25 protein-coding genes and 2 pseudogenes are annotated in these 26,194 nt (G+C 59.9%); 13 read left to right on the top strand and 14 right to left on the bottom strand.

Annotated elements, in window-relative coordinates:
• Positions 1-113 precede the first annotated feature (113 nt).
• Positions 114-584, bottom strand: coding sequence for a DUF1289 domain-containing protein (locus tag M0746_RS14195; protein WP_208937850.1), 471 nt, complete (start codon positions 582-584; stop codon positions 114-116).
• Positions 585-1,052: 468 nt separating this feature from the next.
• Between M0746_RS14195 and acnB the strand changes: the two genes are divergently transcribed.
• The gene (gene acnB / locus M0746_RS14200; protein ID WP_101155229.1) at positions 1,053-3,662 is read left to right on the top strand and encodes a bifunctional aconitate hydratase 2/2-methylisocitrate dehydratase; all 2,610 of its coding nucleotides are present in this window, start codon (positions 1,053-1,055) and stop codon (positions 3,660-3,662) included.
• Positions 3,663-3,944: 282 nt separating this feature from the next.
• Here the strand turns inward: acnB and M0746_RS14205 are convergent, their stop codons facing one another.
• The 3 genes from M0746_RS14205 to M0746_RS14215 all read right to left on the bottom strand — a co-directional run bounded on the left by M0746_RS14205 (position 3,945) and on the right by M0746_RS14215 (position 5,888).
• A complete protein-coding gene (locus tag M0746_RS14205) occupies positions 3,945-5,225 on the bottom strand; it encodes an HAAAP family serine/threonine permease (RefSeq protein WP_258449631.1) in 1,281 nt (426 codons plus the stop codon).
• A gap of 247 nt (positions 5,226-5,472) precedes the next feature.
• Positions 5,473-5,643, bottom strand: coding sequence for a hypothetical protein (locus M0746_RS14210; RefSeq protein WP_258449632.1), 171 nt, complete (start codon positions 5,641-5,643; stop codon positions 5,473-5,475).
• Positions 5,644-5,693: 50 nt separating this feature from the next.
• Positions 5,694-5,888: a hypothetical protein gene (locus M0746_RS14215; protein WP_258449633.1), complete on the bottom strand. Its 195-nt coding sequence runs from the start codon at positions 5,886-5,888 to the stop codon at positions 5,694-5,696.
• A gap of 209 nt (positions 5,889-6,097) precedes the next feature.
• On the opposite strand from M0746_RS14215, the gene M0746_RS14220 reads away from it, so the two are divergent.
• The 4 genes from M0746_RS14220 to M0746_RS14235 all read left to right on the top strand — a co-directional run bounded on the left by M0746_RS14220 (position 6,098) and on the right by M0746_RS14235 (position 9,746).
• Positions 6,098-6,481, top strand: coding sequence for a tautomerase family protein (locus tag M0746_RS14220; protein WP_258449634.1), 384 nt, complete (start codon positions 6,098-6,100; stop codon positions 6,479-6,481).
• Positions 6,482-6,721: 240 nt separating this feature from the next.
• Positions 6,722-7,690, top strand: coding sequence for a 2-hydroxyacid dehydrogenase (locus M0746_RS14225; protein ID WP_258449635.1), 969 nt, complete (start codon positions 6,722-6,724; stop codon positions 7,688-7,690).
• A gap of 198 nt (positions 7,691-7,888) precedes the next feature.
• The gene (locus M0746_RS14230) at positions 7,889-8,956 is read left to right on the top strand and encodes a phosphotransferase family protein (RefSeq protein ID WP_258449636.1); all 1,068 of its coding nucleotides are present in this window, start codon (positions 7,889-7,891) and stop codon (positions 8,954-8,956) included.
• A 22-nt stretch (positions 8,957-8,978) separates the two neighbouring features.
• A complete protein-coding gene (locus tag M0746_RS14235; RefSeq protein WP_007911074.1) occupies positions 8,979-9,746 on the top strand; it encodes an SDR family oxidoreductase in 768 nt (255 codons plus the stop codon).
• 72 nt (positions 9,747-9,818) lie between these two features.
• Here M0746_RS14235 and M0746_RS14240 read toward each other — a convergent pair whose 3' ends face one another.
• The 3 genes and pseudogenes from M0746_RS14240 to M0746_RS14250 all read right to left on the bottom strand — a co-directional run bounded on the left by M0746_RS14240 (position 9,819) and on the right by M0746_RS14250 (position 12,143).
• Complete coding sequence (locus tag M0746_RS14240) at positions 9,819-10,031, bottom strand: hypothetical protein (RefSeq protein WP_208937858.1); 213 nt, start codon at positions 10,029-10,031, stop codon at positions 9,819-9,821.
• A gap of 221 nt (positions 10,032-10,252) precedes the next feature.
• Positions 10,253-10,507 carry a DUF1652 domain-containing protein gene (locus M0746_RS14245; protein WP_208937859.1) on the bottom strand — a complete coding sequence of 85 codons (255 nt, stop codon included), beginning with the start codon at positions 10,505-10,507 and terminating at the stop codon, positions 10,253-10,255.
• Positions 10,508-10,647: 140 nt separating this feature from the next.
• A pseudogene (locus tag M0746_RS14250) lies at positions 10,648-12,143 on the bottom strand (helix-turn-helix transcriptional regulator).
• 289 nt (positions 12,144-12,432) lie between these two features.
• On the opposite strand from M0746_RS14250, the gene M0746_RS14255 reads away from it, so the two are divergent.
• On the top strand, positions 12,433-12,624 hold the full coding sequence (locus M0746_RS14255) for a hypothetical protein (RefSeq protein ID WP_258449637.1): 192 nt from the start codon (positions 12,433-12,435) through the stop codon (positions 12,622-12,624).
• 110 nt (positions 12,625-12,734) lie between these two features.
• Here M0746_RS14255 and M0746_RS14260 read toward each other — a convergent pair whose 3' ends face one another.
• Positions 12,735-13,550, bottom strand: a complete 816-nt coding sequence (locus M0746_RS14260) for an OBAP family protein (protein WP_258449638.1) — start codon at positions 13,548-13,550, stop codon at positions 12,735-12,737.
• 68 nt (positions 13,551-13,618) lie between these two features.
• Here M0746_RS14260 and M0746_RS14265 point away from each other — a divergent pair, with 68 nt between their 5' ends.
• A complete protein-coding gene (locus tag M0746_RS14265; RefSeq protein WP_258449639.1) occupies positions 13,619-13,969 on the top strand; it encodes a hypothetical protein in 351 nt (116 codons plus the stop codon).
• Positions 13,970-13,996: 27 nt separating this feature from the next.
• Positions 13,997-14,425, top strand: coding sequence for a nuclear transport factor 2 family protein (locus tag M0746_RS14270; RefSeq protein ID WP_258449640.1), 429 nt, complete (start codon positions 13,997-13,999; stop codon positions 14,423-14,425).
• Between the two features lie 67 nt (positions 14,426-14,492).
• Here M0746_RS14270 and mqo read toward each other — a convergent pair whose 3' ends face one another.
• The gene (mqo, locus tag M0746_RS14275) at positions 14,493-16,142 is read right to left on the bottom strand and encodes a malate dehydrogenase (quinone) (RefSeq protein ID WP_258449641.1); all 1,650 of its coding nucleotides are present in this window, start codon (positions 16,140-16,142) and stop codon (positions 14,493-14,495) included.
• A gap of 495 nt (positions 16,143-16,637) precedes the next feature.
• On the opposite strand from mqo, the gene M0746_RS14280 reads away from it, so the two are divergent.
• Positions 16,638-17,069 (top strand): nuclear transport factor 2 family protein, encoded by a 432-nt coding sequence (locus M0746_RS14280; RefSeq protein ID WP_258449642.1) that lies wholly within the window; start codon positions 16,638-16,640, stop codon positions 17,067-17,069.
• A 152-nt stretch (positions 17,070-17,221) separates the two neighbouring features.
• Here M0746_RS14280 and M0746_RS29495 read toward each other — a convergent pair whose 3' ends face one another.
• Together M0746_RS29495 and M0746_RS29500 are read right to left on the bottom strand one after the other, a co-directional pair.
• The gene (locus M0746_RS29495) at positions 17,222-18,085 is read right to left on the bottom strand and encodes a methyl-accepting chemotaxis protein (protein ID WP_446731299.1); all 864 of its coding nucleotides are present in this window, start codon (positions 18,083-18,085) and stop codon (positions 17,222-17,224) included.
• Positions 18,080-18,898, bottom strand: a pseudogene (locus tag M0746_RS29500) (MCP four helix bundle domain-containing protein); the annotation flags it as partial. The gene M0746_RS29495 and the pseudogene M0746_RS29500, both read right to left, overlap by 6 nt.
• A 180-nt stretch (positions 18,899-19,078) precedes the next feature.
• Here M0746_RS29500 and sodC point away from each other — a divergent pair.
• On the top strand, positions 19,079-19,600 hold the full coding sequence (sodC, locus tag M0746_RS14290; protein ID WP_258449644.1) for a superoxide dismutase [Cu-Zn] SodC: 522 nt from the start codon (positions 19,079-19,081) through the stop codon (positions 19,598-19,600).
• A gap of 4 nt (positions 19,601-19,604) precedes the next feature.
• Here the strand turns inward: sodC and M0746_RS14295 are convergent, their stop codons facing one another.
• Positions 19,605-20,258, bottom strand: a complete 654-nt coding sequence (locus M0746_RS14295) for a DUF2238 domain-containing protein (protein WP_258449645.1) — start codon at positions 20,256-20,258, stop codon at positions 19,605-19,607.
• Positions 20,259-20,421: 163 nt separating this feature from the next.
• Between M0746_RS14295 and M0746_RS14300 the strand changes: the two genes are divergently transcribed.
• Together M0746_RS14300 and M0746_RS14305 are read left to right on the top strand one after the other, a co-directional pair.
• Complete coding sequence (locus M0746_RS14300; protein WP_090282773.1) at positions 20,422-20,736, top strand: DUF2388 domain-containing protein; 315 nt, start codon at positions 20,422-20,424, stop codon at positions 20,734-20,736.
• An 80-nt stretch (positions 20,737-20,816) separates the two neighbouring features.
• On the top strand, positions 20,817-21,218 hold the full coding sequence (locus M0746_RS14305) for a hypothetical protein (protein WP_258449646.1): 402 nt from the start codon (positions 20,817-20,819) through the stop codon (positions 21,216-21,218).
• On the opposite strand, the gene ligD is transcribed toward M0746_RS14305, so the two are convergent.
• Both ligD and M0746_RS14315 read right to left on the bottom strand, forming a co-directional pair.
• Positions 21,219-23,852 (bottom strand): DNA ligase D, encoded by a 2,634-nt coding sequence (gene ligD / locus M0746_RS14310; RefSeq protein WP_258449647.1) that lies wholly within the window; start codon positions 23,850-23,852, stop codon positions 21,219-21,221.
• A 134-nt stretch (positions 23,853-23,986) separates the two neighbouring features.
• A complete protein-coding gene (locus M0746_RS14315) occupies positions 23,987-24,748 on the bottom strand; it encodes a tellurite resistance TerB family protein (protein WP_258449648.1) in 762 nt (253 codons plus the stop codon).
• Positions 24,749-25,002: 254 nt separating this feature from the next.
• Here M0746_RS14315 and pcsA point away from each other — a divergent pair, with 254 nt between their 5' ends.
• The gene (gene pcsA, locus M0746_RS14320) at positions 25,003-25,725 is read left to right on the top strand and encodes a phosphatidylcholine synthase (protein ID WP_208937882.1); all 723 of its coding nucleotides are present in this window, start codon (positions 25,003-25,005) and stop codon (positions 25,723-25,725) included.
• Positions 25,726-26,194 lie beyond the last annotated feature (469 nt).

Genomic DNA, 26,194 nt, shown 5'->3' on the forward strand with positions numbered 1-26,194 from the left:
TGGGCCGACCTCATCGCTGGCAAGCCAGCTCCCACAGGATCAGCTGATGCCTCGGATCTGTATTCCACCCCCAATTACTGTGGGAGCGAGCCTGCTCGCGAGGCTTTGGGTCTTCAGGCGCCAAAGGCGTCTCTGAGGAAACCGGGGGCGATGTAGCGCTGATAATGCGCTTCCGACAGCAGGAAGAATTCCCGATCAATGGCATCGCGCAGTTCCGGCAGGTTCCAGTCGCGAAACTCCGGCAGCAAGACCATCCCGTACGCTTCCAGATTAACGATCACCCGCGCCCCGCGGGCAATCAACTGATAGGCCCAGCAATATTCCGACTGATGCGGCACGAAGCGGATCTTGCGCTGTTCCAGCTGTTCACGCAGGCGCGCCGGGTCGAAGATCTCGACCTTGCTTGCCATCACTTGCGACAGCAATTGTTCCAGACGCAGCCACACGGCGCGCTTCTGCTCCTCGTTGTAACCGTTCCAGTGAATCACTTCGTGATGGAAACGCTTGCAGCCACGGCACACCAGGTCACCGTAAACGGTGGAGCAAAGGCCGACGCAGGGAGTCTTGATGGTCTGATTGGGCATAAGGTAGGCAAGGCACTGAAACGCGGAACAGACCGGCATGTTAGCCCTTTGTCGGCCATTGATCACCCCTCGCACATCAGGGGCAAAGCCGCGCCGGGACTTCGCTGCCACCGCGCCGATTGCCACGAAAGTCCAATAGAGCGCGACTTACCTTTAAATTTTTTTTGCCGTAGAATCAGCCAGCCTTTTAAGGCGCCAATGTCCGTTAGAAGCTGTTTTCAAAGCGTCACGAGCACAGTCGTTCCTTCAGAGCGGTGTTGGCGAAGGGTTTTTCCAGCGGGGAAAAGCCCAACGCCAACCCTCATCAGCTCCCCGTTCTGCAGGCGTAAAACTTTGAAAGCAGCTTCTGTAAGGAATGCCCGGTAATTCTGGCTAAGCGGCCCACAACGCCACGCAGCGCATGAGTACGAGCATTTCGCGACGAGCGTCCCGGACACCCATTTGGGACCACTGATGAGGGTAATAACTGTGCTTGAAGCCTACCGCAAACATATCGAAGAGCGTGCAGCCCTGGGTATCGTTCCCCAGCCGCTTAACGCCGAACAAACAGCAGGCCTGATCGAGCTGCTGAAGAACCCTCCGGCTGGCGAAGAAGCTTTCCTCGTTGACCTGATCACCAACCGCGTACCGCCTGGAGTGGACGAAGCCGCCTACGTCAAGGCCGGCTTCCTGTCTGCACTGGCCAAGGGCGAAGCCTCCTCCCCTCTGCTGGACAAGAAACGCGCTGTCGAACTGCTCGGCACCATGCAGGGCGGCTACAACATCGTCACCCTCGTTGAACTGCTGGACGACGCCGAGCTGGCGCCTGTCGCCGCCGAAGAACTCAAGCACACCCTGCTGATGTTCGACGCCTTCCACGATGTGGCTGAAAAAGCCAAGAACGGCAACGTTCACGCCAAGGCCGTGCTGCAATCCTGGGCTGACGGCGAGTGGTTCAAGAAGCGCCCGGTGCTGGCCGACAAGATCAGCCTGCGCGTGTTCAAGGTCACCGGCGAAACCAACACCGACGACCTCTCCCCGGCGCCAGACGCCTGGTCGCGTCCTGACATCCCGCTGCACGCTCTTGCCATGCTGAAAATGGCCCGTGACGGCATCGTTCCGGACGAGCAAGGCAAAACCGGCCCGATGAAGCAGATCGAAGAAATGCGCGGCCAGGGCTTCCCGATCGCCTACGTCGGTGACGTGGTCGGTACCGGTTCTTCGCGTAAATCGGCCACCAACTCGGTGCTGTGGTTCTTCGGCGACGATATCCCGTACGTGCCGAACAAGCGCGCTGGCGGTTTCTGCTTCGGCAGCAAGATCGCTCCGATCTTCTACAACACCATGGAAGATGCCGGCGCCCTGCCGATCGAGTTCGACGTGTCGAACATGAACATGGGCGACGTGATCGACCTGTACCCGCACGCTGGCAAAGTCTGCAAGCACGGTACCGACGAAGTCATCACCACCTTCGAAATGAAAACCCCGGTGCTGCTGGACGAAGTCCGTGCTGGCGGTCGTATCCCGTTGATCATCGGCCGTGGCCTGACCGAGAAGGCTCGCGCCGAACTGGGGCTGCCAGCGTTCGATCTGTTCAAGAAGCCTGAAGCTCCGGCTGAAAGCACCAAGGGTTTCACCCTGGCGCAGAAAATGGTCGGCAAGGCCTGCGGTCTGGCGGAAGGCCAAGGCGTTCGTCCTGGGACCTACTGCGAACCGAAGATGACCACCGTGGGCTCTCAGGACACCACTGGTCCCATGACCCGTGACGAACTGAAAGACCTGGCGTGCCTGGGCTTCTCCGCTGATCTGGTGATGCAGTCGTTCTGCCACACCGCGGCCTATCCAAAGCCGATCGACGTGACCACCCACCACACCCTGCCTGACTTCATCATGACCCGCGGTGGCGTTTCCCTGCGTCCGGGCGACGGCATCATCCACTCGTGGCTGAACCGCATGCTGCTGCCGGACACCGTCGGTACCGGTGGTGACTCGCACACCCGTTTCCCAATGGGCATTTCGTTCCCGGCTGGTTCCGGTCTGGTGGCATTTGCTGCAGCCACTGGCGTCATGCCGCTGGACATGCCGGAATCGATCCTGGTGCGCTTCAAAGGCAAGATGAAACCTGGCATCACCCTGCGTGACCTGGTTCATGCCATTCCTTACTTCGCCATCCAGAACGGTCTGCTGACTGTCGAGAAGAAAGGCAAGAAAAACGCCTTCTCCGGCCGCATCCTGGAAATCGAAGGTCTGGAAGGTCTGACCCTGGAGCAGGCGTTCGAACTGTCCGACGCCTCGGCCGAACGTTCGGCTGCCGGTTGCACCATCAAGCTGTCGAAAGAGTCGATCACCGAGTACCTGCAGTCCAACATCACCCTGCTGCGCTGGATGATCGGCGAAGGCTACGGCGATGCGCGTACTCTGGAACGTCGCGCTCAAGCGATGGAAGCCTGGATCGCCAACCCTGAGCTGATGGAAGCCGATGCCGACGCCGAATACGCCGAAGTCATCGAAATCGATCTGGCCGAGATCAACGAGCCTGTGCTCTGCGCGCCAAACGATCCAGACGACGCCCGTCTGCTGTCCAGCGTTGCTGGGGAGAAGATCGACGAAGTGTTCATCGGTTCGTGCATGACCAACATCGGTCACTTCCGCGCTGCCGGTAAACTGCTGGATCAGGTCAAGGGTCAGCTGCCAACCCGTCTGTGGCTGTCGCCGCCGACTAAAATGGACGCTCACCAGCTGACCGAAGAAGGCTACTACGGCATCTACGGCAAGGCCGGCGCACGCATGGAAATGCCAGGCTGCTCGCTGTGCATGGGTAACCAGGCACGCGTTGAGCCGAACAGCACGGTGGTCTCGACTTCCACGCGTAACTTCCCGAACCGTCTGGGCGACGGCGCGAACGTCTACCTGGCCTCGGCCGAGCTGGCGTCCGTTGCTTCGATCCTGGGTCGCCTGCCGACCGTCGAGGAGTACATGGAATACGCTGGCAAGATCGACAGCATGGCGGCCGATGTCTACCGCTACCTGTCCTTCGACCAGATCGCCGAGTTCCGTGAAGCGGCTGCGAACGCCAAGATCCCGGTCGTTCAAGCCTAACGTTACAAAGCAATAAAAAACGCCGCCCACCATGAGATGAGCGGCGTTTTTTTATGCCTGATGGAGGGTGATCGCCTGTTCGGGCCTCATCGCTGGCAAGCCAGCTCCCACAGGGACTTATGGCGTTTCAAGAGGGTGAGTTTTACACATGACCCTGTGGGAGCTGGCTTGCCAGCGATGGCGGAGTGTCAGTCGACATCATTGCTAATGACTCACCGCTTGCGAGCCAAAAAAACCGCTGTGCCCGGGCAGGCACAGCGGTTCTTATCGATTGAAGCCGCGTTACATCGCCAGTTTGTAAACCAGCGCCGAAATCGCTACCAGACCAACAGCCGTAACAAACACATTCGACGCCTGCCCACGATAGCGCGCCATGGCCGGCACTTTGCGAATCGCATACATCGGCATCAGGAACAGAATCGCCGCGATCACCGGACCGCCAATTGTCTCGATCATCCCCAGAATGCTCGGGTTCAGCGTCGCCACGATCCAGCAGATCACCAGCATGAGCGCCGCGACGATGCGATCCAGTGCCTTGGCTCCCGGACGCTTGCCGCTCTTGATGATCAAGCCTTTCAGACCCTCGCTGGCACCGATGTAGTGGCCGAGGAACGACTTGGAGATTGCCACAAACGCAATCAACGGCGCCGCAAAGGCAATGGTCGGGTTGCTGAAGTGGTTGGCCAGGTACGACAGGATCGACAGGTTCTGCGCCTTGGCCTCAGCCAGTTGCTCCGGCGACAGCGTCAGCACGCAACTGAACACGAAGAACATCACCATCAGCACCATCAATGCATGGGCGCGCGACAGGATCTGCGAACTGCGCTCCTCTGCGTGCTGGCCGTAGCGTCGCTTCTGATCGACCGCAAAGGCCGAGATGATTGGCGAATGGTTGAATGAGAACACCATCACCGTAATCGCCAGCCACAGCGTAAGCAACAGCTCAGACGGTGCCGGTACGTGCGATGCGGTGGCGAGAATACCGCCGTTCCAGTGCGGGATCAGGTACACCGCGAGAAACAGCAGCGCAACGATAAACGGGTAGACCATCAGGCTCATCGCTTTGACGATCGCCTGCTCACCGCAACGCACGACTGCCAGCAAACCGAGGATCAGCACGAACGACAGCAGCGCCCGTGGCGGCGGCGTGATGTGCAGTTGGTGTTCGAGAAAACTGGCGACCGTATTGGTCAGGCCAACGCTGTAGATCAGCAGGATGGGAAAGATGGCGAAGAAGTACAGCAATGTGATCAGTGCGCCGGCCTTGATGCCGAAATGCTGTTCGACCACTTCGGTGATGTCGGCGCCTTCACGCCCGGACAACACGAAACGGGTCAGACCTCGGTGCGCATAGAATGTCATCGGGAACGCCAGCAGCGCGAGGATCACCAGCGGCCAGAAGCCCCCAAGCCCCGCGTTGATCGGCAGAAACAGGGTGCCGGCGCCAATGGCCGTTCCGAACAGTCCCAACATCCAGGTGGTGTCCTGGCGATTCCAGCTCGAAAGTTCAGCGGGTGCTGCTGCATCAAAGCGCTCGTCGACGCTATTGGCCTGATCATTCATCCGGTCGGATCTCCGCATTCCGGTCACTTGCCACTCGGTCAGGACGCGTCGGAAAAAACCGACAGACATGCTCCGGCCGAAACAGGGTCGCGATTCTCCGTGATAAATCAACAGAAGCAAAGACTTAGCTGAGGAATGGTTGTGCGGTGCAGATGAATGCAGCGTCGTTTTCGGGAAGATATCCGTCGCAAACAGACACGCCAGACGTCGCTTTTGAATTCTGACCGCGTGTTACCGGGAAATAGGCTCAGATCGTGCGGGCCAGCAGAAATCCCAGTGACATGCAAAAAATCCCGAAACCCAACATCCCCCAGATCGGGTACATGTCACCCTTGTTTTTGATACGCATTCTTTCAGCCCACTCATCATGTTCCCGCTCCATTGCTTCCATTCTGGCTTTGCGATCATAGGTACTCATACTGGCCCTCCCTCTGCGTCCCGCGTTTGTCGGTTATACAGCGTTCATACTCATGATTTGAAAAAAACCCCTGCGACTGCAGTGACCGCGGTCACGACCCCAGCCAACACTGCGAGCGGATATAAACTCGTCTCCCGAACAAGCTTTTTTTCTTCCGCCAGAAGCTTTTGTCGTTCGGCCACGAGTTTGCGCGACTCGTTCTCCAGCCTGTCGAGTTCGAGATTTTCACGATCGTTCCTGAGCATTTCGCCTTCCCTGGCTGCTGGCAATGTCTGCCCTGGCTTTATGATTTCTTGTTATCCCGTGTGCCGGATAGCAGATCGATCTGCCGAATGCGTAGGCAAAATCCGCGAGTTTCGTCAGTCGCCTGGCTACGTCAGTTCACTCTCCGATACTTTCAATTTGGCCCACGTCATCTAGCGTGTAGTAGTTCCCCACTCTCAGGAGCCACCTCATGCCCCTCGTTCGCATCGACATAAAACAAAACCCCGACGCCACCTTCGCAAAGCGTATCGGCGAACAGATCTATGCCGCCCTGCGCAGCTGCATCGATGTGCCGGAACATGACAATTTCCAGATTCTCACCGAGCACGATGCGCAGCACTTGGTTTACGACCCGCAATACCTCGGCATTCAGCGCAGCGACGGCGTGGTGTTCATTCAGATCACCATCAGCGAGGGCCGGTCAGTGGAGAAGAAGCAGCGGTTGTTCAAAACCATCGCCGATAACCTGCACGCTGAATTGGCGGTGCGTCTGGAAGACGTGTTCATCAATCTGATCGAGGTGAAGAAAGAGAACTGGTCGTTTGGCAATGGTATTGCGCAATACGTTACCTGACCGCCCTGCGCCGATAGCCCGAAGCGAACCTGAGCCTGACTCGACAAACCAGGCCCGGGCAGCGCAATGAGGCCCGCAGCACTGCGGTTCACCGATGTGCTGCCACCCCTTGCTTCTTGCCCGAAGCCGTCCAGAATCAAAGCACGATTGCGTGAATGATCAGGATTGCCAAAACGCTGCGGATTCACCACGCTGAAACGATTTCGCGATACACCCGCCATTGATCTCAGGAGCCGTGCAATGCCCGCAACCGTTCTGGTACTGGTTGAAACCATCAATGACTATCTGCCGATTCTCGAACATCAGGGCTTTCACCTGATCCTCGCGCCGACCCCTGCCGAACGTGCTCAAGCCATTGCCAGTCAGGGCAGCCGCATCGACGCTGTGCTGACCCGTGGCCCGCTGGGCCTGACCGCCGAGGAAATCGCCGCCCTGCCCGCGCTGAAGATCATCACCGTGATCGGCGCCGGTTACGAGCAGGTCGATCTGCAGGCAGCCAGTGATCGCGCAATTACCGTCACCAATGGCGCCGGGGTCAACGCTTCGTCGGTGGCCGATCATGCGATGGCGATGCTATTGGCGCTGGTGCGCGATATTCCCCGGTGCGACGCGGCCGTGCGCCGGGGTGAATGGCCGAAGATCATGCGCCCGTCGCTGGCCGGTAAACACTTGGGCATTCTCGGGCTCGGCGCGGTGGGCATGGCGATCGCCAAACGGGCCAATCTGGGTTTCGACATGCCGGTCAGTTACCACAACCGTCAGGTACGCAGTGATGTGCCTTACGCGTTCTGCTCGACCCCGAGCGAGCTGGCGCGGGCTGCGGATTTTCTGATCGTCGCTACGCCCGGTGGCATCGGCACACAGCATCTGGTGACCCGCCCGGTGCTGGATGCGCTGGGCCCGAACGGTTTCATCGTCAATATCGCCCGCGCCAGTGTCATCGATACGGCGGAACTGGTTGCGGCCCTCGAACAACGCCGGATTGCCGGTGCCGCGCTCGATGTGTTCGACCATGAGCCGCAGGTGCCCGACGCCTTGAAAACCCTTGGCAATGTATTGCTCACCCCGCACGTAGCCGGCCTGTCACCGGAAGCCATGCAAGGCACGGTGGAGCTGGTGGGGAAAAATCTCGTGGCGTTTTTCTCCGGACAACCCGTGTTAACCCCCGTTGCCTTGCCGCCCCGCCTTAACGACCAGCGCGCTTGCTGAAGATCGCCAACCCGCGTTCTGCATCGCAAAGAGCCCACGCCTGCAGCCCCCTTCCGCGCGCAAGGGAGGGCTCATTCCCAAGGGTGATTATCCGGCAACACGCTAACCTATAAGACCGACCCGCGCTTGTCGGTGCACGAGCGTGCCATTAGATTAGCCAATGATGTCTGGCCTCCAAAATAAGCAGAAGGGATAAGCATGGCGCTTACTGACCAGTCCACCCGTATCCGCTCCGGCGAAGAACTCGATGCCAGCCTGATCGATCCGTACCTCAAAGCGCACATTCCGGGCCTGACCGGCACTCCTGCAATCAGCCAGTTTCCCGGAGGTGCATCGAACCTGACCTACCTGCTCGAATACCCCGAGCAGGAATTCGTCCTGCGCCGTCCGCCCTTCGGCCACAAGGCCAAATCCGCCCATGACATGGGCCGCGAATTCCGCATCCTCAATCAATTGCGCGACGGCTTCCCGTATTGCCCGAAAGCCTATGTGCACTGCACCGACGAAGCGGTGATCGGCGCCGAGTTCTACGTGATGGAACGGGTCAAGGGCATCATTTTGCGCTCGGAACTGCCGCCGGAACTGGGCCTCGACTCAGCGAAGACCGAAGCGCTGTGCAAAAGCTTCATCGATCGTTTCGTTGAACTGCACCGCGTCGATTACAACGCCTGTGGCTTGGGCGATCTTGGCAAGCCTGAAGGCTATGTCGCCCGCCAGATCAAAGGCTGGAGCGAGCGCTACGAGAAAGCCCTGACCCCGGACGCGCCGCACTGGGAGCAGGTCAAGGCCTGGCTCAACGACAAGATGCCGGCCGACCACCCAACGTCGAGCATCGTCCACAACGATTACCGCTTTGATAACGTCATCCTTGATCCGCAGAACCCGATGCAGATCATCGGCGTACTCGACTGGGAGCTGACCACCCTCGGCGATCCGCTGATGGACCTGGGCAACACCCTCGCCTACTGGATCCAGGCTGACGACCCGGCGCCGGTGCAGCTGATGCGCCGCCAGCCGAGCCATGCACCGGGCATGCTCACCCGCCGTGAATTCGTCGATTACTACGCCGAGCGCTCGGGCATCCAGATCGACAATTTCGACTTCTACTACACCTACGGCCTGTTCCGTCTGGCCGGCATCGTGCAGCAGATCTACTACCGCTTCTACCATGGCCAGACCCAGGACAAACGCTTCGCGCAGTTCATTCACATGAACAAACTGCTGGAGCAGATGAGCCTGCAGGTCATTGCCAAATCGAGCCTCTGACGGCCCACACCAAGGAACCTTTATGTCCAAGACTCAGTTGTTCGACCTCGACGGCAAGATCGCTTTCGTCTCCGGCGCCAGCCGTGGCATTGGCGAAGCGATCGCCAAACTGCTGGCCCAGCAAGGTGCCCATGTGATCGTCTCGAGCCGCAAGCTCGACGGCTGCCAGCACGTCGCCGACGCGATCATCGCCGCCGGCGGCAAAGCCACGGCCGTGGCCTGCCACATTGGTGAAATGGAACAGATTGCTCAGGTGTTCGCCGGGATCAAGGAGCAATTCGGCCGCCTCGACATCCTGGTCAACAACGCCGCGACCAACCCGCAGTTCTGCAATGTGCTGGACACCGACCTGGGGGCTTTCCAGAAGACCGTCGACGTGAACATCCGCGGCTACTTCTTCATGTCGGTCGAAGCCGGCAAGCTGATGCGCGAAAACGGTGGCGGCAGCATCATCAACGTCGCCTCGATCAACGGCATCTCGCCGGGGATTTTCCAGGGCATCTATTCGGTGACCAAAGCGGCGGTGATCAACATGACCAAGGTGTTCGCCAAGGAATGCGCGCAATTCGGCATCCGCTGCAATGCCCTGCTGCCAGGTCTGACGGACACCAAGTTCGCCTCGGCACTGGTGAAAAACGATGCGATCCTGAAGCAGGCGCTGACCCAGATCCCGCTCAAGCGCGTGGCTGATCCAAGCGAAATGGCCGGCGCGGTGTTGTACCTGGCCAGCGATGCGTCGAGCTATACCACCGGTGTGGCGCTGAACGTGGACGGTGGCTTCCTGTCCTGATCTGATAATTCAGACAAGTGCCGGCCCTGCGGAAAAGAGCGCGCTCGTTCCCGCAGGGTTTGTGCGCCGCTGCTACTGAGTGATGCAACGTGTGGTGGTGATGTGCCGGGTAACCTGCCCGTCCATGTACATGTCACCGGCGACCTCGGTGTTTTCCATGACCTGACAGGTACGTTCCGGCGGTGGTGGCGGCGCCACGGGCGGCGGTGGTGGTGGACTGGCACAACCGGCCAGCAATACAAACAGAAAAGCCAACGGCAACACGCGATTCCCAGGATTTTTCATAGGATGGTCCGCGGTGAGAAAGACAAATTTCCGCGACCGGGATGGGTCACGGAAAACCTGACGACTCACTATTTATAGCCGAGACCCTTGCAAGTGCCAGTGAGCAGGCTGTTTGAACGGGTTGGAGCTGTCGATTTTGCGTTGGAGGTTCGGGTCAGTGAGGGAAAAGGCGCTGTAAGGTGGATCGCCTTCGCGAGCAGGCTCGCTCCCACACAAGCACATCAGCAGCCTGAATCTGCTGACGAGCGCAGAAAATTACTTTCCAGTTCATAGCGCAGTTCGTCGACCAGCGCCTGCACCGACTCCGGTGTCCGCAACTCATCGAGCTTCAGACCACTAATCACCAGGTCCACCTCTTCCGAATCCTTGTGATAGAGCTTTACCGTCAGCGAATGATCGCCATCCACCGAACACTCACACGCCAGCGGCGGAAAACTGCGCTCAAGCTGCGCACGCAACTGTGCAAGATTCATCATTTGGGTTGTTCCTTTGGCTGCATCGAGGGGGACGCGGTCCCGTGCCAATAAAAGGCTCGTACCGCACCCCACCAGCCTAAGAACAGACGTCGCCGGCCAATACACGAATTTGCACCCGAATCACTAGTGCATTTGCACCCCTAGCGCTGCCCCTTGGCGCCCCACTCGCCGGAAAACAATCCGCGTTCGCGGGCCCAGACGATCGCCTCGCTACGGCTGTGCACGTCGAGCTTGGAGTACACGGTGGCAACATGATTGCGCACGGTGTTGGGCGCCAGCTTCAGCCGTGCGGCGATTTCCTTGTCCGCCAGACCCTCGCAAATCAGCCCCAGCACGTCGCGCTCGCGCGCGGTCAGATCGGTGAACGACGCACTCGGCAGTTGCGGCGAATTGATCTTTTCACGTTCGCCAGTTTTTCAATCAGGGTACGACTAAACCACGACGCATCCTTCATCACCTCTTCAATCGCCGCGACCAGCTCCAGCTCGCTGCGCTTGCGCTCGGTCATGTCCATCAGCACCAGCAGATAGCAGGACGTGTCGTGGATGTTCACCGTGTCGGCCGACACCGCGCATTCGAGCCATTCGTCGTCGCGCTTGCGCACGCGCACGTCGACCCGGTCGACCCGGCCGTTTGTTGCCAGCGCCGCCAGCAGCCGTGTGCGCTCGCCGTCGTCGTCGATGAACTTCAGCTGGGTGACGGTTTTGCCAAGGACGTCATCGCTTTTATAGGCCAGGGTGTCGAGGAAGGCCTGGTTGACGTCGATGATCTCTTGCTGGTCGGCAGTGCAGATCAGAATCGGCACCGGGGTCAGGCGGAACGCCTTGGCGAAACGCTCCTCGCTCTGGCGCAGGGCGAGTTCGACCTTGCGCCGTGGCTCCATGTCGACGAAGGAAAACAGCATGCAATTCTCATCGTTGAGCAACAGCGGTTGCCCGGCGACGATCACTTGCTTGCTGCCGCCATCGGGCAGACGCAGTTCCGCCTGCATCTGAGGGATGGTCGCTACGTCGCGCAGGCGCTGGATGGCCAGATCACGTTTCTCGGCCTGCTCGAAGATATCGATTTCGTACGCCGAGGTGCCGATCACCTGCTCGCGGCTGTAACCGGTCATTTCGAGGAACCCCGGATTGACCTTGATATAGCGCAAGTCGCTGAGGCGGCAGATCACCGCCGGCGCCGGGTTGGCATTGAAGGTTTTTTCGAAACGCTGCTCGGCGTTGGCCCAGTCGGTGACGTCACTCATGATCAGCACCAGCGACTCGGGCTGGCCCAAACGGTCGGTTAGCACCATGCTGCGTACGCTGTGCACCCAGATACGTTCCGGGTCATCGGTCGGTGAGACTTCGATCAGTACATCATTGAACATCTCGCAGCGCGCGACGCGGCTGATCGGATAGTTCTCCGGGGGCAACGTGTGATTGTTGCGATAGCGCAGGCTGAACCGCTTGGCGTATTCCTCGGCATTGGTGCCCAGCTCGCCGATCCGGCTGACGCCATGCATGGCCAGCGCTGCTTCGTTGGCCCACAGAATGCTTTGATCGAGCTCCAGCAGAATCACCCCGTCGGACAGCCCGGCGATGATCTGCTGCAACTGGCGACGGTTGGTTTCGGTGGTCAGGACTTCCTGGCTCATTGGATCTCCACACAGTGAGGCGGCTCGGTGAAGAGTACGACCGCAGCGGCTCGGGATCGTGCGGCAGCTTGAAAACTACGAAAAACACCTGTGCGAGCAAGCCTGCTCGCACAGGTTGTGGGTGAGTATGCATCGATTCATCTGACATGGCGCGGCAGTAAGCAATCGCCCGCATTATTGATCCGGCGCCACAGAAAACAGGCGTCCGCTCATTTTGTCGTCTAACGTTAAGGCCTCATCGGATTGAGCCCCTGCCCGCAACACCGGGCTCTTGATCAAGGAGAGACTGATGATGTCCCGCCGCAACATCGAACAGACTTACCGCACCTGGTCCAGCCCCATTTTGCTGGAGCTGAAAAAGCGCGAGCACCAGATGGCGCTGGTGGAGCGCCAGGCGCTTGAGCGTGTTTTGCTGGAAAGGCGATTGCTGGACGTCGGCGGCCCTGAGGCTGCCGAAAGTCGCCGCAGCGGCGGTGGCTGACCAACCGCTTTCGCGAGCAGGCTCACTCCTACAGGGATTGCGGATGAACACAACTCTCGTGTGCACCTGCAAACCCTGTGGGGACAACCGAGCGCAACATCTACCGATGGTTACTTACGGCTTGGGCTGCGTCCCCGCGCATTCTCATCGCTGCCCGTCGAGGGACGTGGCATCAGGTGCGTGTGCCCGGTCGGGTCGGGAAGTTGCAGCGCGTTGCCCCGTTGCCAGGCATCGGCGCCCTGCTCGATGGGGGCCGGTTTGATCGCAGCGCGGGCGGCCTTGTTTTTCGCAGTGTCGACGCCCAGACGCTTGTCGCGTTGCTCCACCATCTGCGGATCGGCCTGGCCGTCGGCGGTGAAGCCCATCATCAATTGCGGTACGCCAAGCGGCAGTTGTTTGTCCTGATCGGTATGCCAGGTGTGCCAGGTCTTGCCGTAGGTGTTGGCGAGTTTTTCCATCAGCCGGGTTTCGGCGACTTGCGCGATACCCGGAGCGACCAGTTGGCCGGACGTGACTTCGTGCGCATGGCTATGCCAAAGGGCTTTTTCCTTGGCCGGGAGTTGCGCGAACAGGCGTTTGCTGATGATGTATTCGACGCCCATCAACTTCGCGTCAGCGCTGTTGCCGTCATAAATCACGCATTGAAAAACTTCTTCGTTGAGCACCGAACAATAGTGGTGCGCCTCCATTTGCACATCGGGGTGCCCGTTGTAGAAGTGGAAGCCGTCGAGGTACAGGTTCAAGGCGCGAATCGGCGGCTTGTCTTGCAGCCACTGCGCGCCGGTTTCAAGTAATTCGGTATCGGAGGCCTTGGCCTTGCCGGGTGTCTGCACCGGCGACTCGGTGTTGCTCATCGCGCAGCCGGTCAGTGCCGTCAGCAGCATGCCCATCGATAGCCATCGTCCGTGCGGGGTTGTGCAACGCATGTCTCGCTCCTTCTTTACAGTCCGTGGGGCCGCTGGCATGGCCCTGTACTGCAACTGAAAGCGCGAACATGGCGGAGTTCGAAAAAACTGCGGGCGCGTCAGACCGGAGAAATCGTCGCCAGCAAACCGATCAGAATGGTCAGTGTCAGGAAGCCACCCAGGAAAATCGCCATCTTATTCATCTTGCTCTCCTCAATGCCGGGTTTGCGGTGCACTGGACGCTTCGGGATGAAGGCATGTCGCAGGTGCCCGCACTGCCGGGGCATTGTGAGCGCTTGGCTGAACCGGTTACAGCGTCAGATCAAGTGAAAAAATACGGATCAGATGCACATCTGATCTGCATGGGCGATGGTTCGGTATTCAGCACGGCACATCAGGATGTTCTTGCCGCGTGGTTGATCTACAGTCAGTGCCATTGAAGACCAACAATAAAAACCGGAGCCCCCATGACCGAGCTGTCCCTGCAAGCCCCCGTCGCCCAATCCCTGCAGCGCTGGCACGAGATGATCCGCACCGGCAACCTGCGCGCGCTGCCCGAGTTGCTTGGCGCCCAGGCCGTGTTTCGTTCGCCGATGGCCCACACGCCCTATCCCGGCGCGCCGGTGGTGTCGATGATCCTCAATACGGTGTTCGAGGTTTTCGAGGACTTTCAATATCACCGCGAGCTGGCCAGTGCCGACGGGCTCAGCGTGATTCTGGAATTCAGCGCCAGGGTCGGCACGAAAGAACTCAAAGGCATCGACATGATTCGCTTCGACGAGCACGGCAAGATCGTCGAGTTCGAAGTGATGGTGCGGCCGCTGAGTGGCTTGCAGGCGCTGGGTGCAGAGATGGGCCAGCGGCTGGGGGCGTATCTGGCCAAAGCCAAGGCTTGAAGCGCAGGCACAAAAAAGCCCACTGACCGTCACCGGTGCAGTGGGCTTTGTGCGTCAGGCGTGTGTTTTAGAGCGCCATGTCGCGTGCAGCGTTGTCCTTCAGAGCCGGGGCTTTTTCAGCCGCAGCGCCGGCTGCCGGAGCAGCGGCCTGACCGATCACCGGAGGCGTCGGCAGTTCGAGGATCTTGGCGGTGTAAGCCCATTCCGCGGCCACTTTGGCCGGATCGCTGTTCAGCTGAGTGCCGTAGCTTGGAACGATCTGGTGCAGCTTGGCTTGCCATTCAGGGGTAGCAACTTTGTCTTTGAAGACTTTCTGCAGCACGCTCAGCATGATCGGTGCAGCGGTCGACGCGCCTGGCGATGCGCCCAGCAGGCCGGCGATGGAGCCGTCCTGAGCAGCAACGATTTCGGTGCCCAGTTTCAGCACGCCGCCTGCAGCTTCATCACGCTTGATGATCTGCACACGCTGGCCGGCTTGCCACAGGCGCCAGTCTTCGGCTTTGGCGTTCGGGAAGTATTCCTTCAGCGCGTTCATGCGGTCTTCATCCGACAGCATCAGTTGGCCAGCCAGGTACTCGACCAGCGGGTATTCCTTGATGCCGACCTTGGTCATAGGCCAGATGTTGTGTGTGGTGGTGCTGGTCAGCAGGTCCAGGTACGAACCTTCCTTGAGGAACTTGGTGCTGAAGGTCGCGAATGGGCCAAACAGGATCACGCGCTTGCCGTCCAGGACACGGGTGTCCAGGTGCGGAACCGACATCGGCGGCGAGCCCACCGAAGCTTTACCGTAAGCCTTGGCCAGGTGCTGTTCAGCAATGGTCGGGTTTTCGGTCACGAGGAACGAACCACCCACCGGGAAGCCACCGTATTCCTTGGCTTCAGGAATGCCCGACTTCTGCAGCAGGTGCAGGGCACCGCCGCCAGCGCCGATGAAGACGAACTTGGCGTCGGTTTCGGTTTTGGTGCCGTCTTTGAGGTTTTTGTAGCTGACGCGCCAGGTGCCATCGGCGTTCTTGGTGATGTCCTCGACTTCGCTCGACAGTTTCAGATCGAAGTTAGGCTTGGTCTGCAGGTGCGCGGCGAACTGGCGGGTGATTTCGCCGAAGTTCATGTCGGTACCCAGCGGGCTCCAGGTGGCCGCGATTTTCTGGTTCGGGTCACGCCCTTCCATCATCAGCGGGACCCACTTCTTGATCACGGCCGGGTCTTCGGAGTACTGCATGCCGGCGAACAGCGGGCTCGCCTGCAGGGCTTCGTAGCGCTTTTTCAGGAACTTGATGTTGTCATCGCCCCACACGAAGCTCATGTGCGGTGTGGTGTTGATGAACGAACGAGGGTTCTTCAGAACGCCCTGCTGAACCTGCCACGCCCAGAACTGACGGGACACCTGGAACGCTTCGTTGATCTCGACGGCTTTCGGGATCGTTACGTTGCCTTTGTCGTCTTCCGGGGTGTAGTTCAGCTCGGCGAGTGCCGAGTGACCGGTACCGGCGTTGTTCCAGCCGTTGGAGCTTTCCTGGGCGACGCCATCGAGGCGCTCGACCATTTCCATCGACCAGCTCGGCTCCAGCTCATTGATCCACACACCCAGGGTGGTGCTCATGATGCCGCCGCCGATCAGCAGGACGTCGACTTTCTTTGCTTCGTCAGCGTTGGCGGATGTCATCCCCATTGCCAAAGCCAGACCCAGCAAGGCTGTGTTCACTTTCTTAAACATCTGTTGCACCTATGATAAAACGCCTTCCGCCCGCCTCTGTTATCAGCATGCGATCCGCTTGGGTGACGCTCAGGCTGGCGTCGCAGATTCCGGCACACTTCAATTTTGACGGGTGGGCACACAAGGCCGACATGCCGCATCGACCTCAGTTGATGTCCCTTCTGAACTGACTTCTTATCATTATTGGCTTCAGCTACTTGAGCGACAGGGATCCTGCCAGCGCACCCACGAGCACGCTGACTGAATAAGGTCAAACCAAGTTGGCGCGCAGAATATCACGTCAGGGCAAACCCGCGCGTCTGTTCCCGACTTCAAAGTCGTTTTGCGCTACGAGCGGTTTATCGGCCGGAAGCGGCGGAACATGACTGCTGACACCCGGCTTATTGCCGGAAGACGAAGCGCCGCAAACTACTGCCTGACCGCCGGATAATCTGCTACGTTGTACGATGACTGACGAACCAGTCATAACCCCATAACAACAAGGAACTACCGCAAATGACCAAGACCCGACTTCTGATCGGCTTTCTCTGCGCCTTCAATGGTTACGCCATGGCCGCGCCTGCCGCGGCGGAAAAGGACGTCGCCCAGGCCGTGGATCATCTGACACAGGCGATGCTGCACAAGGATATCGCCGAACTGAACGCCCTCACCGCGCCCAACCTGACCTACGGCCATTCCAGCGGCAAGATTCAGGACAAGAAAGAATTCATCGCCGACATCGAAACCGGCCGAAGCGCGTTCAAGACCCTGGAAATGCAAAAGCAGACGATCACAATGTCCGGCGATACCGCGCTGGTGCGCAACCATTTTTCGGCGCAGGCGTTGAAGGGCACTGAGGTGGTGCCGACCGAGATCGAAAACTTCCAGATATGGCAGAAGCAGCAGGGCAAGTGGTTGCTGATTGGGCGGCAGGCGTTCAAGTTCTGATCGTGATTATCCAGCCTGATTTTTGTTGATCGGGCTGGCCTCTTCGCGAGCAGGCTCGCTCCCACAGGGGAATTGCATTTCAAATGTGGGAGCGAGCCTGCTCGCGAAGGCGGCGGGTCAGGCACTCCAAAAACGCCTGACTCGCCTGACGCTCAAAGGCGAAACCGATCCACCGACTGCGCCAACTGCCCCGCCAGGCTCGACAACTCGTCCGTGGTCGTCGCGGTCTGGCCGATCACCCGGCTGTTGCCTTCCGACATTCCGGCAATCATTTCCACCTGATGGGCGATTTCATTACTAGCCTGGCTCTGCTCGCCAATCGTGCGGGTGATGTCATTCACCAATTGCGTGGTGCTCAAGGTTGCGTCGAGGATTTCACGGATCGCCCGTTCGACCTCCGCCGTTACCGCCATGCCTTTGTCGACCTGCGCCACCCCGGCCTCCATGCTGCTGACCGCTTCACGCGTGCTGTTCTGGATGCGCGCAACCATCGCGGCGATTTCCTGGGTCGAGGCACTGGTGCGCGCCGCCAGACTGCGTACCTCGTCTGCGACCACGGCAAACCCGCGCCCCTGTTCGCCAGCCCGGGCCGCTTCGATCGCGGCGTTGAGCGCCAGCAGGTTGGTCTGGTCGGCGATGCTCTTGATCACCTGGATGATGTTGAAGATGGCTTCCGATTCCTGATCCAGCGTGCGGATGACCTGCGCCGACTGTTGCGCCGAGCGGGCAATGTCATCCATATCGCTGACCACCTGGTGGATCACCCCGCCGCCCTCCTTCGCCAGGGTCTCGGCCTGATTGGCCATGCTCAGCGCGCGCTCGGCGTGGCGAGTGATTTCTTCGATGCTGGCGGTCATCTGGCTCGCGGCTGCGGCCATGGTGCCGGCGGCGACGCTTTGCTGCTGGCTGCTGTCAGCGACCTGATGGCAACCCTGGCTGAGCTGTTCGCTCATGCCGCTGACCCCGTGAGCGTTGCGCCGCACCACATCGATCATGTTGCGCAGGTCGCGCTGCATGGTCGCCAAGGTGCGTATCAACACGCTGGCCTCGTCATTGCCAGAGGGCTCGGCAATTGGCTCGCTGAGGTTGCCATGGGCGATGCTTTCGGCGATGCGACTGGCGGTTTGCAACGGCCCGGTGATGCTCCGGATGACCCAGCGGCCTTGAACCAACAGCAATAAAAGACTGGCGATCAGCACGACGCCGAGGGCGAGGTTGGCATTGCCAATGGCGGCTTCGGTGCCCTCGCTGGTTTGCCGGGTGTTGCTTTCGATCAACTCGCTAAGCGTCGCCATTTGCTCTTCAAGCTGGCTGAACGCTGCACTGAAGCCGCCGAGTTGTTGCTGGGCGGCTTCCGGGTTGTCCAGCGCCACGCCGACAATCTGCTCAGCGGATTTGATGTAGGTGTCGAGGCTCGGCTTGATCTGCTCCAGCGCCGTGCGCAGCGGCGGGTTGATGGGCAGTTTCAGATTGTCATCCAGCACTTCACGAAAATGCCCGGCGTGCTCGGCCAGCGAATCACGCACTTCGGTCGCCGTACCGGTGCTTTTGCCCAGCCCCACCAACATCGCCGAATAGACATCGGCGCGCAGGGCGTCGTGCATCATATCGGCTTCCATGTGGTTGCGCAGCGCGCTCATGCTTACCGTGTTTTCGCTGACCGCCGTGGCCATCCGCAGATTGCCGACATAACTGACCAGACTCACGATCAGCGCCGTCAGCAGGCTGGTCGCAATCAGCAACACCAAACGCAGTTTGATCGACACCGTGGAATCTCCCGTGGGCACGCTGGATTGCGCTTGTCGGATTTCAGTTAAGCCTATTTGCATGGAACTGCCGACACAGAGCGTATCGGCTGATGTCAGCCGCGACTTGAATCCGGCAAAACTTTTCGATCGAGCGGCCAGTCACACGCTGCAGCGCCGATGGATGCGTCTTTAATCGCCGGCTAACGCTGGCAGGCTATGACTCCATCGCTTCGAACATTCATGCAGCTGAAGGAAATGCTTATGAAACGCGCACTGTGGTTTGGCCTGCTCGGTACCCTAACGTTGGGCACCGCACAGGCAGCAACGGAAAAAGTCGCAATCAATCTGGTCAGCGCCGACGGAGCGCCGCAGGCGATCGGCTCGGTCACTGTCAGCGAGACGCCTTATGGGCTGCTGTTTTCGCCCGAGCTGAAATCCCTGCCGGCCGGCATTCACGGTTTTCACGTGCATGAAAACGGCAGCTGCGAAGCGGGCATGAAGGATGGGGTGAAAGGCGCGGCATTGGCAGCTGGCGGTCATTTCGATCCGGCGAAAACCGGCAAGCACCTTGGTCCCTACGCCGACGGACACCTGGGTGATCTGCCGGCGGTGTATGTGACGGCTGACGGTGTCGCCAATTATCCGGTGCTGGCCCCGCGTCTGAAGAAAATCTCCGAGATCAAGGGCCACGCCCTGATGATTCACGCCGGCGGCGACAACCACGCCGACATGCCCAAGCCACTGGGCGGTGGCGGCGATCGCATGGCCTGCGGAGTGATCTGACGGCTCAACGCGGCGCTCGACGCCCGCCTGCCAATATCAGCAAGGACAGCCCGGCGCCGACCAGCGCCAGGGCCATGTCCTTCTGCGAGTCCCAGGGATCGTTCTGCGCGCCGACGAACGCCTGTCCAGTGTCATCGCCCAGATAAGCGCCGCCGACCCACTCGATCAATTCGTACAACGCCGAGGTCGCCAGCACCACATTCAAGGTCATCAGCACCAGCCAGCCGCCGCGCAACGGGGTCAGGCGCAGCAGCACTTCGCGCATCGGCCAGACCAACAGTAATCCGTAGCTCAGGTGCACCAGCCGATCATAGTGATTGCGTTCCAGGCCCAGAACCTTGTTGACGCTGACGCCGGTCAGCAGCGTGCTCCATTGATCGTAAGGCACCCGCGAATAGGTGTAATGCGAGCCGACTTCATGGATGCACAAAAAGGCGAAGATCATCACCAGCGACCAGGACGACAAGCGAAACCGCCGATACGCCAGTACCAGGGTCAACACCAGCGCCACGGCCAGCACATTTTCCAGCAGCCAGTCGACGCGACTTCGCGGGGCTATGCCGAGGGCGATGGCCAGCAGGATGAACCCGCCGAACAAGGCGGCTTCGATTCGCGTGTCTGCCGGGCGGGCAACGTTGTCGCTGACTCTGACGAGCATCAAATCGACTCTCAAACAATACGGGCAAGCGGTAGACCTTTCGCCGTTTTCCCCGGTTCCTTGCCGCTGGGTTTTCGCCGCTCACGGAACTCCCGCGCGCCGATCATCTCTGACGTTATGTAGTCCCTTCCCTTTTGCTTCGCGCCTTCGGAGGAACACCGTCATGCGCAAGTTAGTGCTCGTTTCATCTCTACTCCTTTGCCTGCCGGTCGGTTCGGCGCTGGCCCGTGTCGATGCGGGCGATGTCGCCACCTCGGCCGGTGTTTCCGCGTCGCTGTACTCGACCTTCAAGGATGACAAGATGGTCATTCCAGCCCGTGACGACGTGTCTGCATTCGTCGCCAGTGGCGGGGCCATCCGTGGGGTTTATCTTGAATCGGTGCTGCAACAGGTGCGCCAGGACAACCCAGGCCTCAACGCCAGCGATGAAGACCTCGCCAACGCGATCCTGGTGCATTACGAAGGCCTGAAACCTTAGTTTTCAGGAAGACGGCGGCCGATGGACGGCTGCCTCACGCACATAGGCAAAACGGTCCGACGGCCTCTATGATGGAGGCCATGACGACCACCGCGCCCTTGCGCTCCCCTTGCCCACCCGGCGCCTGCGTTTGCGGGCGCGACCCGTTGCTGGACACGCCCGGCGCGGATTTGCGCATCCTGCGCCTGACCCGCAACGAAGAGAAAGTCCTGCTGGCGCGCCTTGAGCAACTCAAGGATCTCAACGATCTGCGCCACCTGCAAAAACGCATGTATGAGCAGTTGGGTGTCCGCGTTGAAGTCTCCCCCGGCTTTCACGAGGTCCGGACCATGCTCGGCATCGACATCGAAATCGACGATCTGCCGGGGCTATGCCGCAAAACCCGCAAAGCCATTCCGACGGCGATTCGCCGAGGCCTGAACAACAACCCGGCGATCGCCTTCGAACTGCTCAACGCCCACGACTTGCTCCGCGACGCCTGATCACTTTTTCATGCCGACGCGTTTGCGCATCTGCGCGGTGATGGTCTGACGGGTTTTCTTCATCTGCACCCACGGCTCTTCACCGACCTCGGCCAGGCGCTCGTGGACGTTATGAATATTCCAGTGATTGCCACCTTTGATCTCCGCCACTTCCTCGCGGAAAACCGGCACGGACACCGGCATGCCTTCACGCGCGCGCGCCGCATAGGTGCAAATGGTGGTGGCGCCCAGACCGTTGCGCAGGTAATCGATAAAGATCTTGCCGACGCGGTTTTTCGGTCCGGACACCGCTGAAAAACGGTCCGGCAACAGCTTGGCCATATGGCTGACGATGGCGTGGCTGAAATCCTTGACCTCGTCCCAGCCGTGCTTGCGAGTCAGCGGCACGACAAGGTGAATCCCTTTGCCACCGCTGGTTTTCAGGAATGCCTTGAGCCCCAGTTCATCAAGCACGGTCAACGTCAGCGCCGTGGCTTCGACCATGCTTTTCCAGGGCAACGCCGGGTCCGGGTCGAGGTCGAGGACGAAGCGGTCGGGCTTGTCCAGATCGGTTTGGGTGGCGTTCCAGGTGTGCAATTCGACCGTGCTCATCTGCACCGCGCCAATCAGCGCTTCGGCACTGTTGATCATCATCACCGGCTGCCCGGTGACGTCCTTGTCGAGCGTACTGATGCCGGGGATTGCCAGGCGCTCGGCGTTTTTCTGGAAGAACAGTTCGCCGGCGATCCCGTCCGGGGCGCGGACCAGTGCCACCGGGCGATCCTTGAGGTGCGGCAGAATGTATTCGGCGACGCTGGCGTAATACTCGGCGAGCTGCATTTTCGTGGTGCCGCTGACCGCGTCGATCACCCGGTCCGGGTGGGTGATACGCACTTTGCCGTTGGCCAGGTTCGCTTGCGACGGCGCGCTTTCGGTTTTGCTCGCCGCCGTTTTTTTGCTCGCAGCCTTGCTCGGAGCCTTGCTGGCAGCAGTCTTCTTCGCCGGCTTCTTCTCGGCAGTTTTGCTTTCGACAGTCTTCACAGGCTTCGCTCGCTCCTCGGTGATGGCTTTGGCCGGTTTGTCGTTGCGCAGGCCATGGAACACGGCGTGGCGCACCGAGCCGTCCTTGGTCATTTCGGCGAACGCCACTTCTGCCAGCAGTTTCGGCTTGAGCCAATGCACACCTTTGGCCTCAAAGCCGCTGGGCGGATTGACCACCGCCGCGCTTTTGGCCTGTAACGGTTTGAGTTGCGCCAAAATGCTTTTCAGCGTGGTTTCGTTGAACCCGGTGCCCACCTTGCCGGCGTAGCGCAACTCACCGCTGTCGCGATCATGCAAGCCGAGCAGCAAGGCGCCGAAAGCACTGCGGGCGCCTTTCGGATCGGTGTAACCGACGATCACGAATTCCTGGCGGTGTTTGCATTTGAGCTTGATCCAGTCGCTGCTGCGCCGAGACACGTAAGGCGAGCCGAGGCGCTTGCCGATCAAGCCTTCCATTTGCATCTGGCAGGCACTGTTGAGCAGCGCGTCCGGGGTCTCTTCGAAAGCTTCGGAAAAGCGCAGCAATTGGCTTTTCTGCGAACCGAGAATGGTCGCCAACGCGGCACGCCGTTCCTCGACCGCGACTTCGCGCAGATCGACGCCGTTGAGATAGGGCAAATCGAACAGGTAATAAACGATGTTGCCGCTGCGCCCGACTTCAAAAGCGTTTTGCAACGCCTGAAAATCCGGCACGCCCTGCTCGTTGGCGACGATCATTTCGCCGTCGAGCCATGCCGACTCCAGGCCTAACGCAGCCAGCGCTTCGGCTTGTTGCGGCAGTTTGTGCGTCCAGTCATGGCCGTTACGGGTGAACAGTTGCACCTGATCACCCTCGATGCGCGCCATGATCCGGTAGCCATCGAACTTGATTTCGTAACTCCACTGCCCCTCGGGCGCGCTGTCGACCAGCGTCGCCAGCTCGGGTTTGAGTTGCGCCGGCAGCTTGGCCTTGTGTGCGCCAGTGAGCTTGCCGCTCGCCTGTTTGCGCGGTTTCGCCGGGGCCTTTTTAAGCGGTTTGGCTTGTTCAGCGGTTTTCTTAGGGCTGGCGACGATCGTGCGCTCACTCAACACGCTGTCCGGTTCGGCAACCAAAACGTCGTAATCATCCTGCGGGCGCGCGGCGTTGTCCTGATGCTTGATCAGAAACCACTGCTCTTTTTTGCCCGGCATGTGCGTGCGCACCAGATTCCATATACCGCCAAGCTTCTCGCCCTGCAATTCGAATTTGAGCCGGCCCTTGGCGTAGGCCTTTTGCGGATCGTCGAGGGGGATCCACACGCCGCGATCCCAGACGATCACGTCGCCTGCGCCGTAATGCCCCTCGGGAATGCTGCCCTCGAACGTCGCGTAATCCAACGGGTGATCTTCGACGTGCACCGCCAGGCGCTTGACCTTGGGATCCAGCGACGGCCCTTTCGGCACCGCCCAGCTCTTGAGGGCGCCGTCGAGTTCGAGGCGAAAATCGTAGTGCAGGTGCGAAGCGTCGTGCTTCTGTATGCAGAACTGCAAGGCGTGATCCTTGGCGGTTTTACGGCCGGAGCGTTTTACCGCGGCCGGTTCCGAAGTCGCGGAAAAATCGCGCATGCGGTTGTAGTCGTCGAGATTCCTGTTCATGGGCGCACCGATTGCAGACTGGCTCTGTTATGCAGAAGAGCGATGCGCCGTGAGAAAAATTCAATCGAGCTGAAAAAGCCCCGGACGGATGGAGCGCCAAGGGCTTTGATTGTCGGCGGGTTTTGGCTTTTTGCTCAGGCCTGACCTTTGGCCTGTGCTTCCAGATGCACTTGCAGATCGGGGTCGATGTTGAGGGCGGCGGCGAGTTCGTCGAGGTAGCTGCGCTCGGCGTTTTGTTGGTCGTCTACAAGGATTACGCTGAGCAAGTACATTTCTGCGGCAACCGCTTCATCTCCCTTCGCCGCCTGTGCGACTTCGTACACATCCAGTGGTTTCGAGATTTCATCAGCGAACCATTGCTGCAATTGTCGATCATCTGTGCATTTGCCGATCTGCTCTTCAATCATCTGCTGCTCACGAGGATCAATTTCACCGTCAGCCTTGGCCGCCGCAATCAACGCACGCAACACCGCGTGGCTGTGCTCTTCGATTTGCGGGCCAGCGAGCAGATCGGCCGTCTGCGGAATCTGCTGCGGCGCCGCGCTGGCCTGGCTGCGTTGCCAGGCCTGATAAGCCTGAAAGGCCATCATTCCCAGCGATGCCAGCGCCGCGTAGTTCGTACCGCCGGAACGACTGCGACTGCCGCCCCCCAGCGCCCCGCCCAAAGCACCGCCCAATCCGCCACCGCCACCGCCAAGCAAGCCTCCGAGCAATCCACCCAACCCGCCGAGCCCGCCGGATGCCGCCGCTCCACCGCCACCGGCCTGACCGCCGCCCAACAGCCCGCCAAGCAAACCACCGAGCCCACCCAGACCCTCTCCGGCAGACGCCCCCGTGGACTGCCGCCCCGAGGCCTGGCCCCGCAACAGTTGTTCGAGCAAATCGCTGGTGTTCATGACGTCATCCTCAAGCATTGGCCGTGACTGCGTCAGGCAACGATAGCCCCCACCAGCCGCAGCGCCAGCACCGTTTGGCTGACACTCGACGTCTGGCCACGCCGGTCGAGGAATTTTTTCATCGCCCGGCTAAGATTGATGGTGCGTGAACCTTATCCCGGCCAAACCGGTCGATAGCTGCAACCCCGACCCGGTTCGCCGGCGCCCTTGCAAGGGTGACACCCGGCCAGCTGCACTTTCTGGAGAACGCTCCCGTGATATCGACCATACACATCGCCAGGCTCAAAGCATGGGGCGCCCATGGTTTTACCGCGACTGGCGTGGTCACCGCATTTCTGGCGACCCTCGCCCTGCTGGAAAACCAGCCCACCCACTGCCTGATGTGGCTGGGCGTGGCGCTGATCGTCGACGGCCTCGACGGCGCACTGGCGCGCAAGGTCAACGTGCAATCGGTGCTACCGAGCTTCGACGGCTCGATCCTCGACCTGGTGATTGATTACCTGACGTACGTCTTCATCCCGGCGCTGTTCATCTATCGCTACATCCCCTTGCCCGACTACACCTTGCTGCTGACGGTATCGCTGATTCTGGTGTCATCGCTGTTCTGCTTCTGCAACGTCAACATGAAAAGCAAAGACAACTACTTTGTCGGCTTCCCGGCGGCCTGGAACGTGGTCGCGCTGTGCCTGTACATCATCGGCCCGGGACCGTGGATCACCTTCCTCACCGTGATCGGCCTGGCGCTGCTAACCGTCACCCGGATGAAATTCCTCCACCCCTTCCGCGTACGCCGGTTCATGCCGATCAACATCGCCGTCACTGCGATTTGGCTGCTGTGCAGCCTTTCCCTGGTGCTTAACCATCCGCAGATCAACCCGATGGTCATGGGTGTGTGGCTGCTCATGTCGGCTTATTTTCTGGGTATCTGCATCTGGCGCACGGCGCTGGAGTGGTTTGATCGGGGGCAGGTGAAATAGGTGGCATTGATTGGAAATTGGTCGGGTGTGAGGCTGGCATCGCTTGCAGGCAAGCTCCCACAGGGGGCGAGTACAACCATCAAGCCGAGTGTCAGCTCCCCTGTTTTGCGACGTTGAAGATCAAAAGCCCCTCACCCTAGCCCTCTCCCGGAGGGAGAGGGAACTGACCGAGTGGTTTGGTAGAGATACGCCAACGTGAAATACCGAGTCGAATGCAGATTTTGAACGGCCCAAAAATCGGCTCCCTCTCCCTCGGGAGAGGGCTGGGGTGAGGGGCAGCCACACCACCAATCCCCAGCCAACCACCCGCTTCTAACCACTCAACAATGAGCGTTAGCTCGAGTGCTCTTGATCTTGATCTTGATCTTGATCTTGCGTCACCGGCGACATCGGAAGGCTGAGCGGAGGGATTGATCCGGGCGTGGGAGCGCAGCGACCGTACGACGCAGTCGTACACAGCGGAAGGAGG

It is taken from the genome of Pseudomonas sp. S11P7 (assembly GCF_023195435.1).
In the GTDB taxonomy this organism is placed as follows: Bacteria; Pseudomonadota; Gammaproteobacteria; order Pseudomonadales; family Pseudomonadaceae; genus Aquipseudomonas; species Aquipseudomonas fluorescens_G.

Coding starts and splice junctions, on each gene's coding strand:
- ligD (WP_258449647.1), bottom strand. CDS start 23,852: ATGAACAGGAATCTCGACGACTACAACCGCATGCGCGATTTTTCCGCG.
- M0746_RS14220 (WP_258449634.1), top strand. CDS start 6,098: ATGCCCCTCGTTCGCATCGACATAAAACAAAACCCCGACGCCACCTTC.
- M0746_RS14225 (WP_258449635.1), top strand. CDS start 6,722: ATGCCCGCAACCGTTCTGGTACTGGTTGAAACCATCAATGACTATCTG.
- M0746_RS14240 (WP_208937858.1), bottom strand. CDS start 10,031: ATGAAAAATCCTGGGAATCGCGTGTTGCCGTTGGCTTTTCTGTTTGTA.
- M0746_RS29495 (WP_446731299.1), bottom strand. CDS start 18,085: ATGCAGCGCGACCTGCGCAACATGATCGATGTGGTGCGGCGCAACGCT.
- M0746_RS14265 (WP_258449639.1), top strand. CDS start 13,619: ATGGCGGAGTTCGAAAAAACTGCGGGCGCGTCAGACCGGAGAAATCGT.
- M0746_RS14195 (WP_208937850.1), bottom strand. CDS start 584: ATGCCCAATCAGACCATCAAGACTCCCTGCGTCGGCCTTTGCTCCACC.
- M0746_RS14205 (WP_258449631.1), bottom strand. CDS start 5,225: ATGAATGATCAGGCCAATAGCGTCGACGAGCGCTTTGATGCAGCAGCA.
- M0746_RS14215 (WP_258449633.1), bottom strand. CDS start 5,888: ATGCTCAGGAACGATCGTGAAAATCTCGAACTCGACAGGCTGGAGAAC.
- M0746_RS14245 (WP_208937859.1), bottom strand. CDS start 10,507: ATGATGAATCTTGCACAGTTGCGTGCGCAGCTTGAGCGCAGTTTTCCG.
- M0746_RS14255 (WP_258449637.1), top strand. CDS start 12,433: ATGATGTCCCGCCGCAACATCGAACAGACTTACCGCACCTGGTCCAGC.
- M0746_RS14300 (WP_090282773.1), top strand. CDS start 20,422: ATGCGCAAGTTAGTGCTCGTTTCATCTCTACTCCTTTGCCTGCCGGTC.
- M0746_RS14270 (WP_258449640.1), top strand. CDS start 13,997: ATGACCGAGCTGTCCCTGCAAGCCCCCGTCGCCCAATCCCTGCAGCGC.
- M0746_RS14315 (WP_258449648.1), bottom strand. CDS start 24,748: ATGAACACCAGCGATTTGCTCGAACAACTGTTGCGGGGCCAGGCCTCG.
- M0746_RS14235 (WP_007911074.1), top strand. CDS start 8,979: ATGTCCAAGACTCAGTTGTTCGACCTCGACGGCAAGATCGCTTTCGTC.
- M0746_RS14230 (WP_258449636.1), top strand. CDS start 7,889: ATGGCGCTTACTGACCAGTCCACCCGTATCCGCTCCGGCGAAGAACTC.
- M0746_RS14305 (WP_258449646.1), top strand. CDS start 20,817: ATGACGACCACCGCGCCCTTGCGCTCCCCTTGCCCACCCGGCGCCTGC.
- M0746_RS14280 (WP_258449642.1), top strand. CDS start 16,638: ATGACCAAGACCCGACTTCTGATCGGCTTTCTCTGCGCCTTCAATGGT.
- sodC (WP_258449644.1), top strand. CDS start 19,079: ATGAAACGCGCACTGTGGTTTGGCCTGCTCGGTACCCTAACGTTGGGC.
- M0746_RS14295 (WP_258449645.1), bottom strand. CDS start 20,258: ATGCTCGTCAGAGTCAGCGACAACGTTGCCCGCCCGGCAGACACGCGA.
- M0746_RS14210 (WP_258449632.1), bottom strand. CDS start 5,643: ATGAGTACCTATGATCGCAAAGCCAGAATGGAAGCAATGGAGCGGGAA.
- M0746_RS14260 (WP_258449638.1), bottom strand. CDS start 13,550: ATGCGTTGCACAACCCCGCACGGACGATGGCTATCGATGGGCATGCTG.
- mqo (WP_258449641.1), bottom strand. CDS start 16,142: ATGTTTAAGAAAGTGAACACAGCCTTGCTGGGTCTGGCTTTGGCAATG.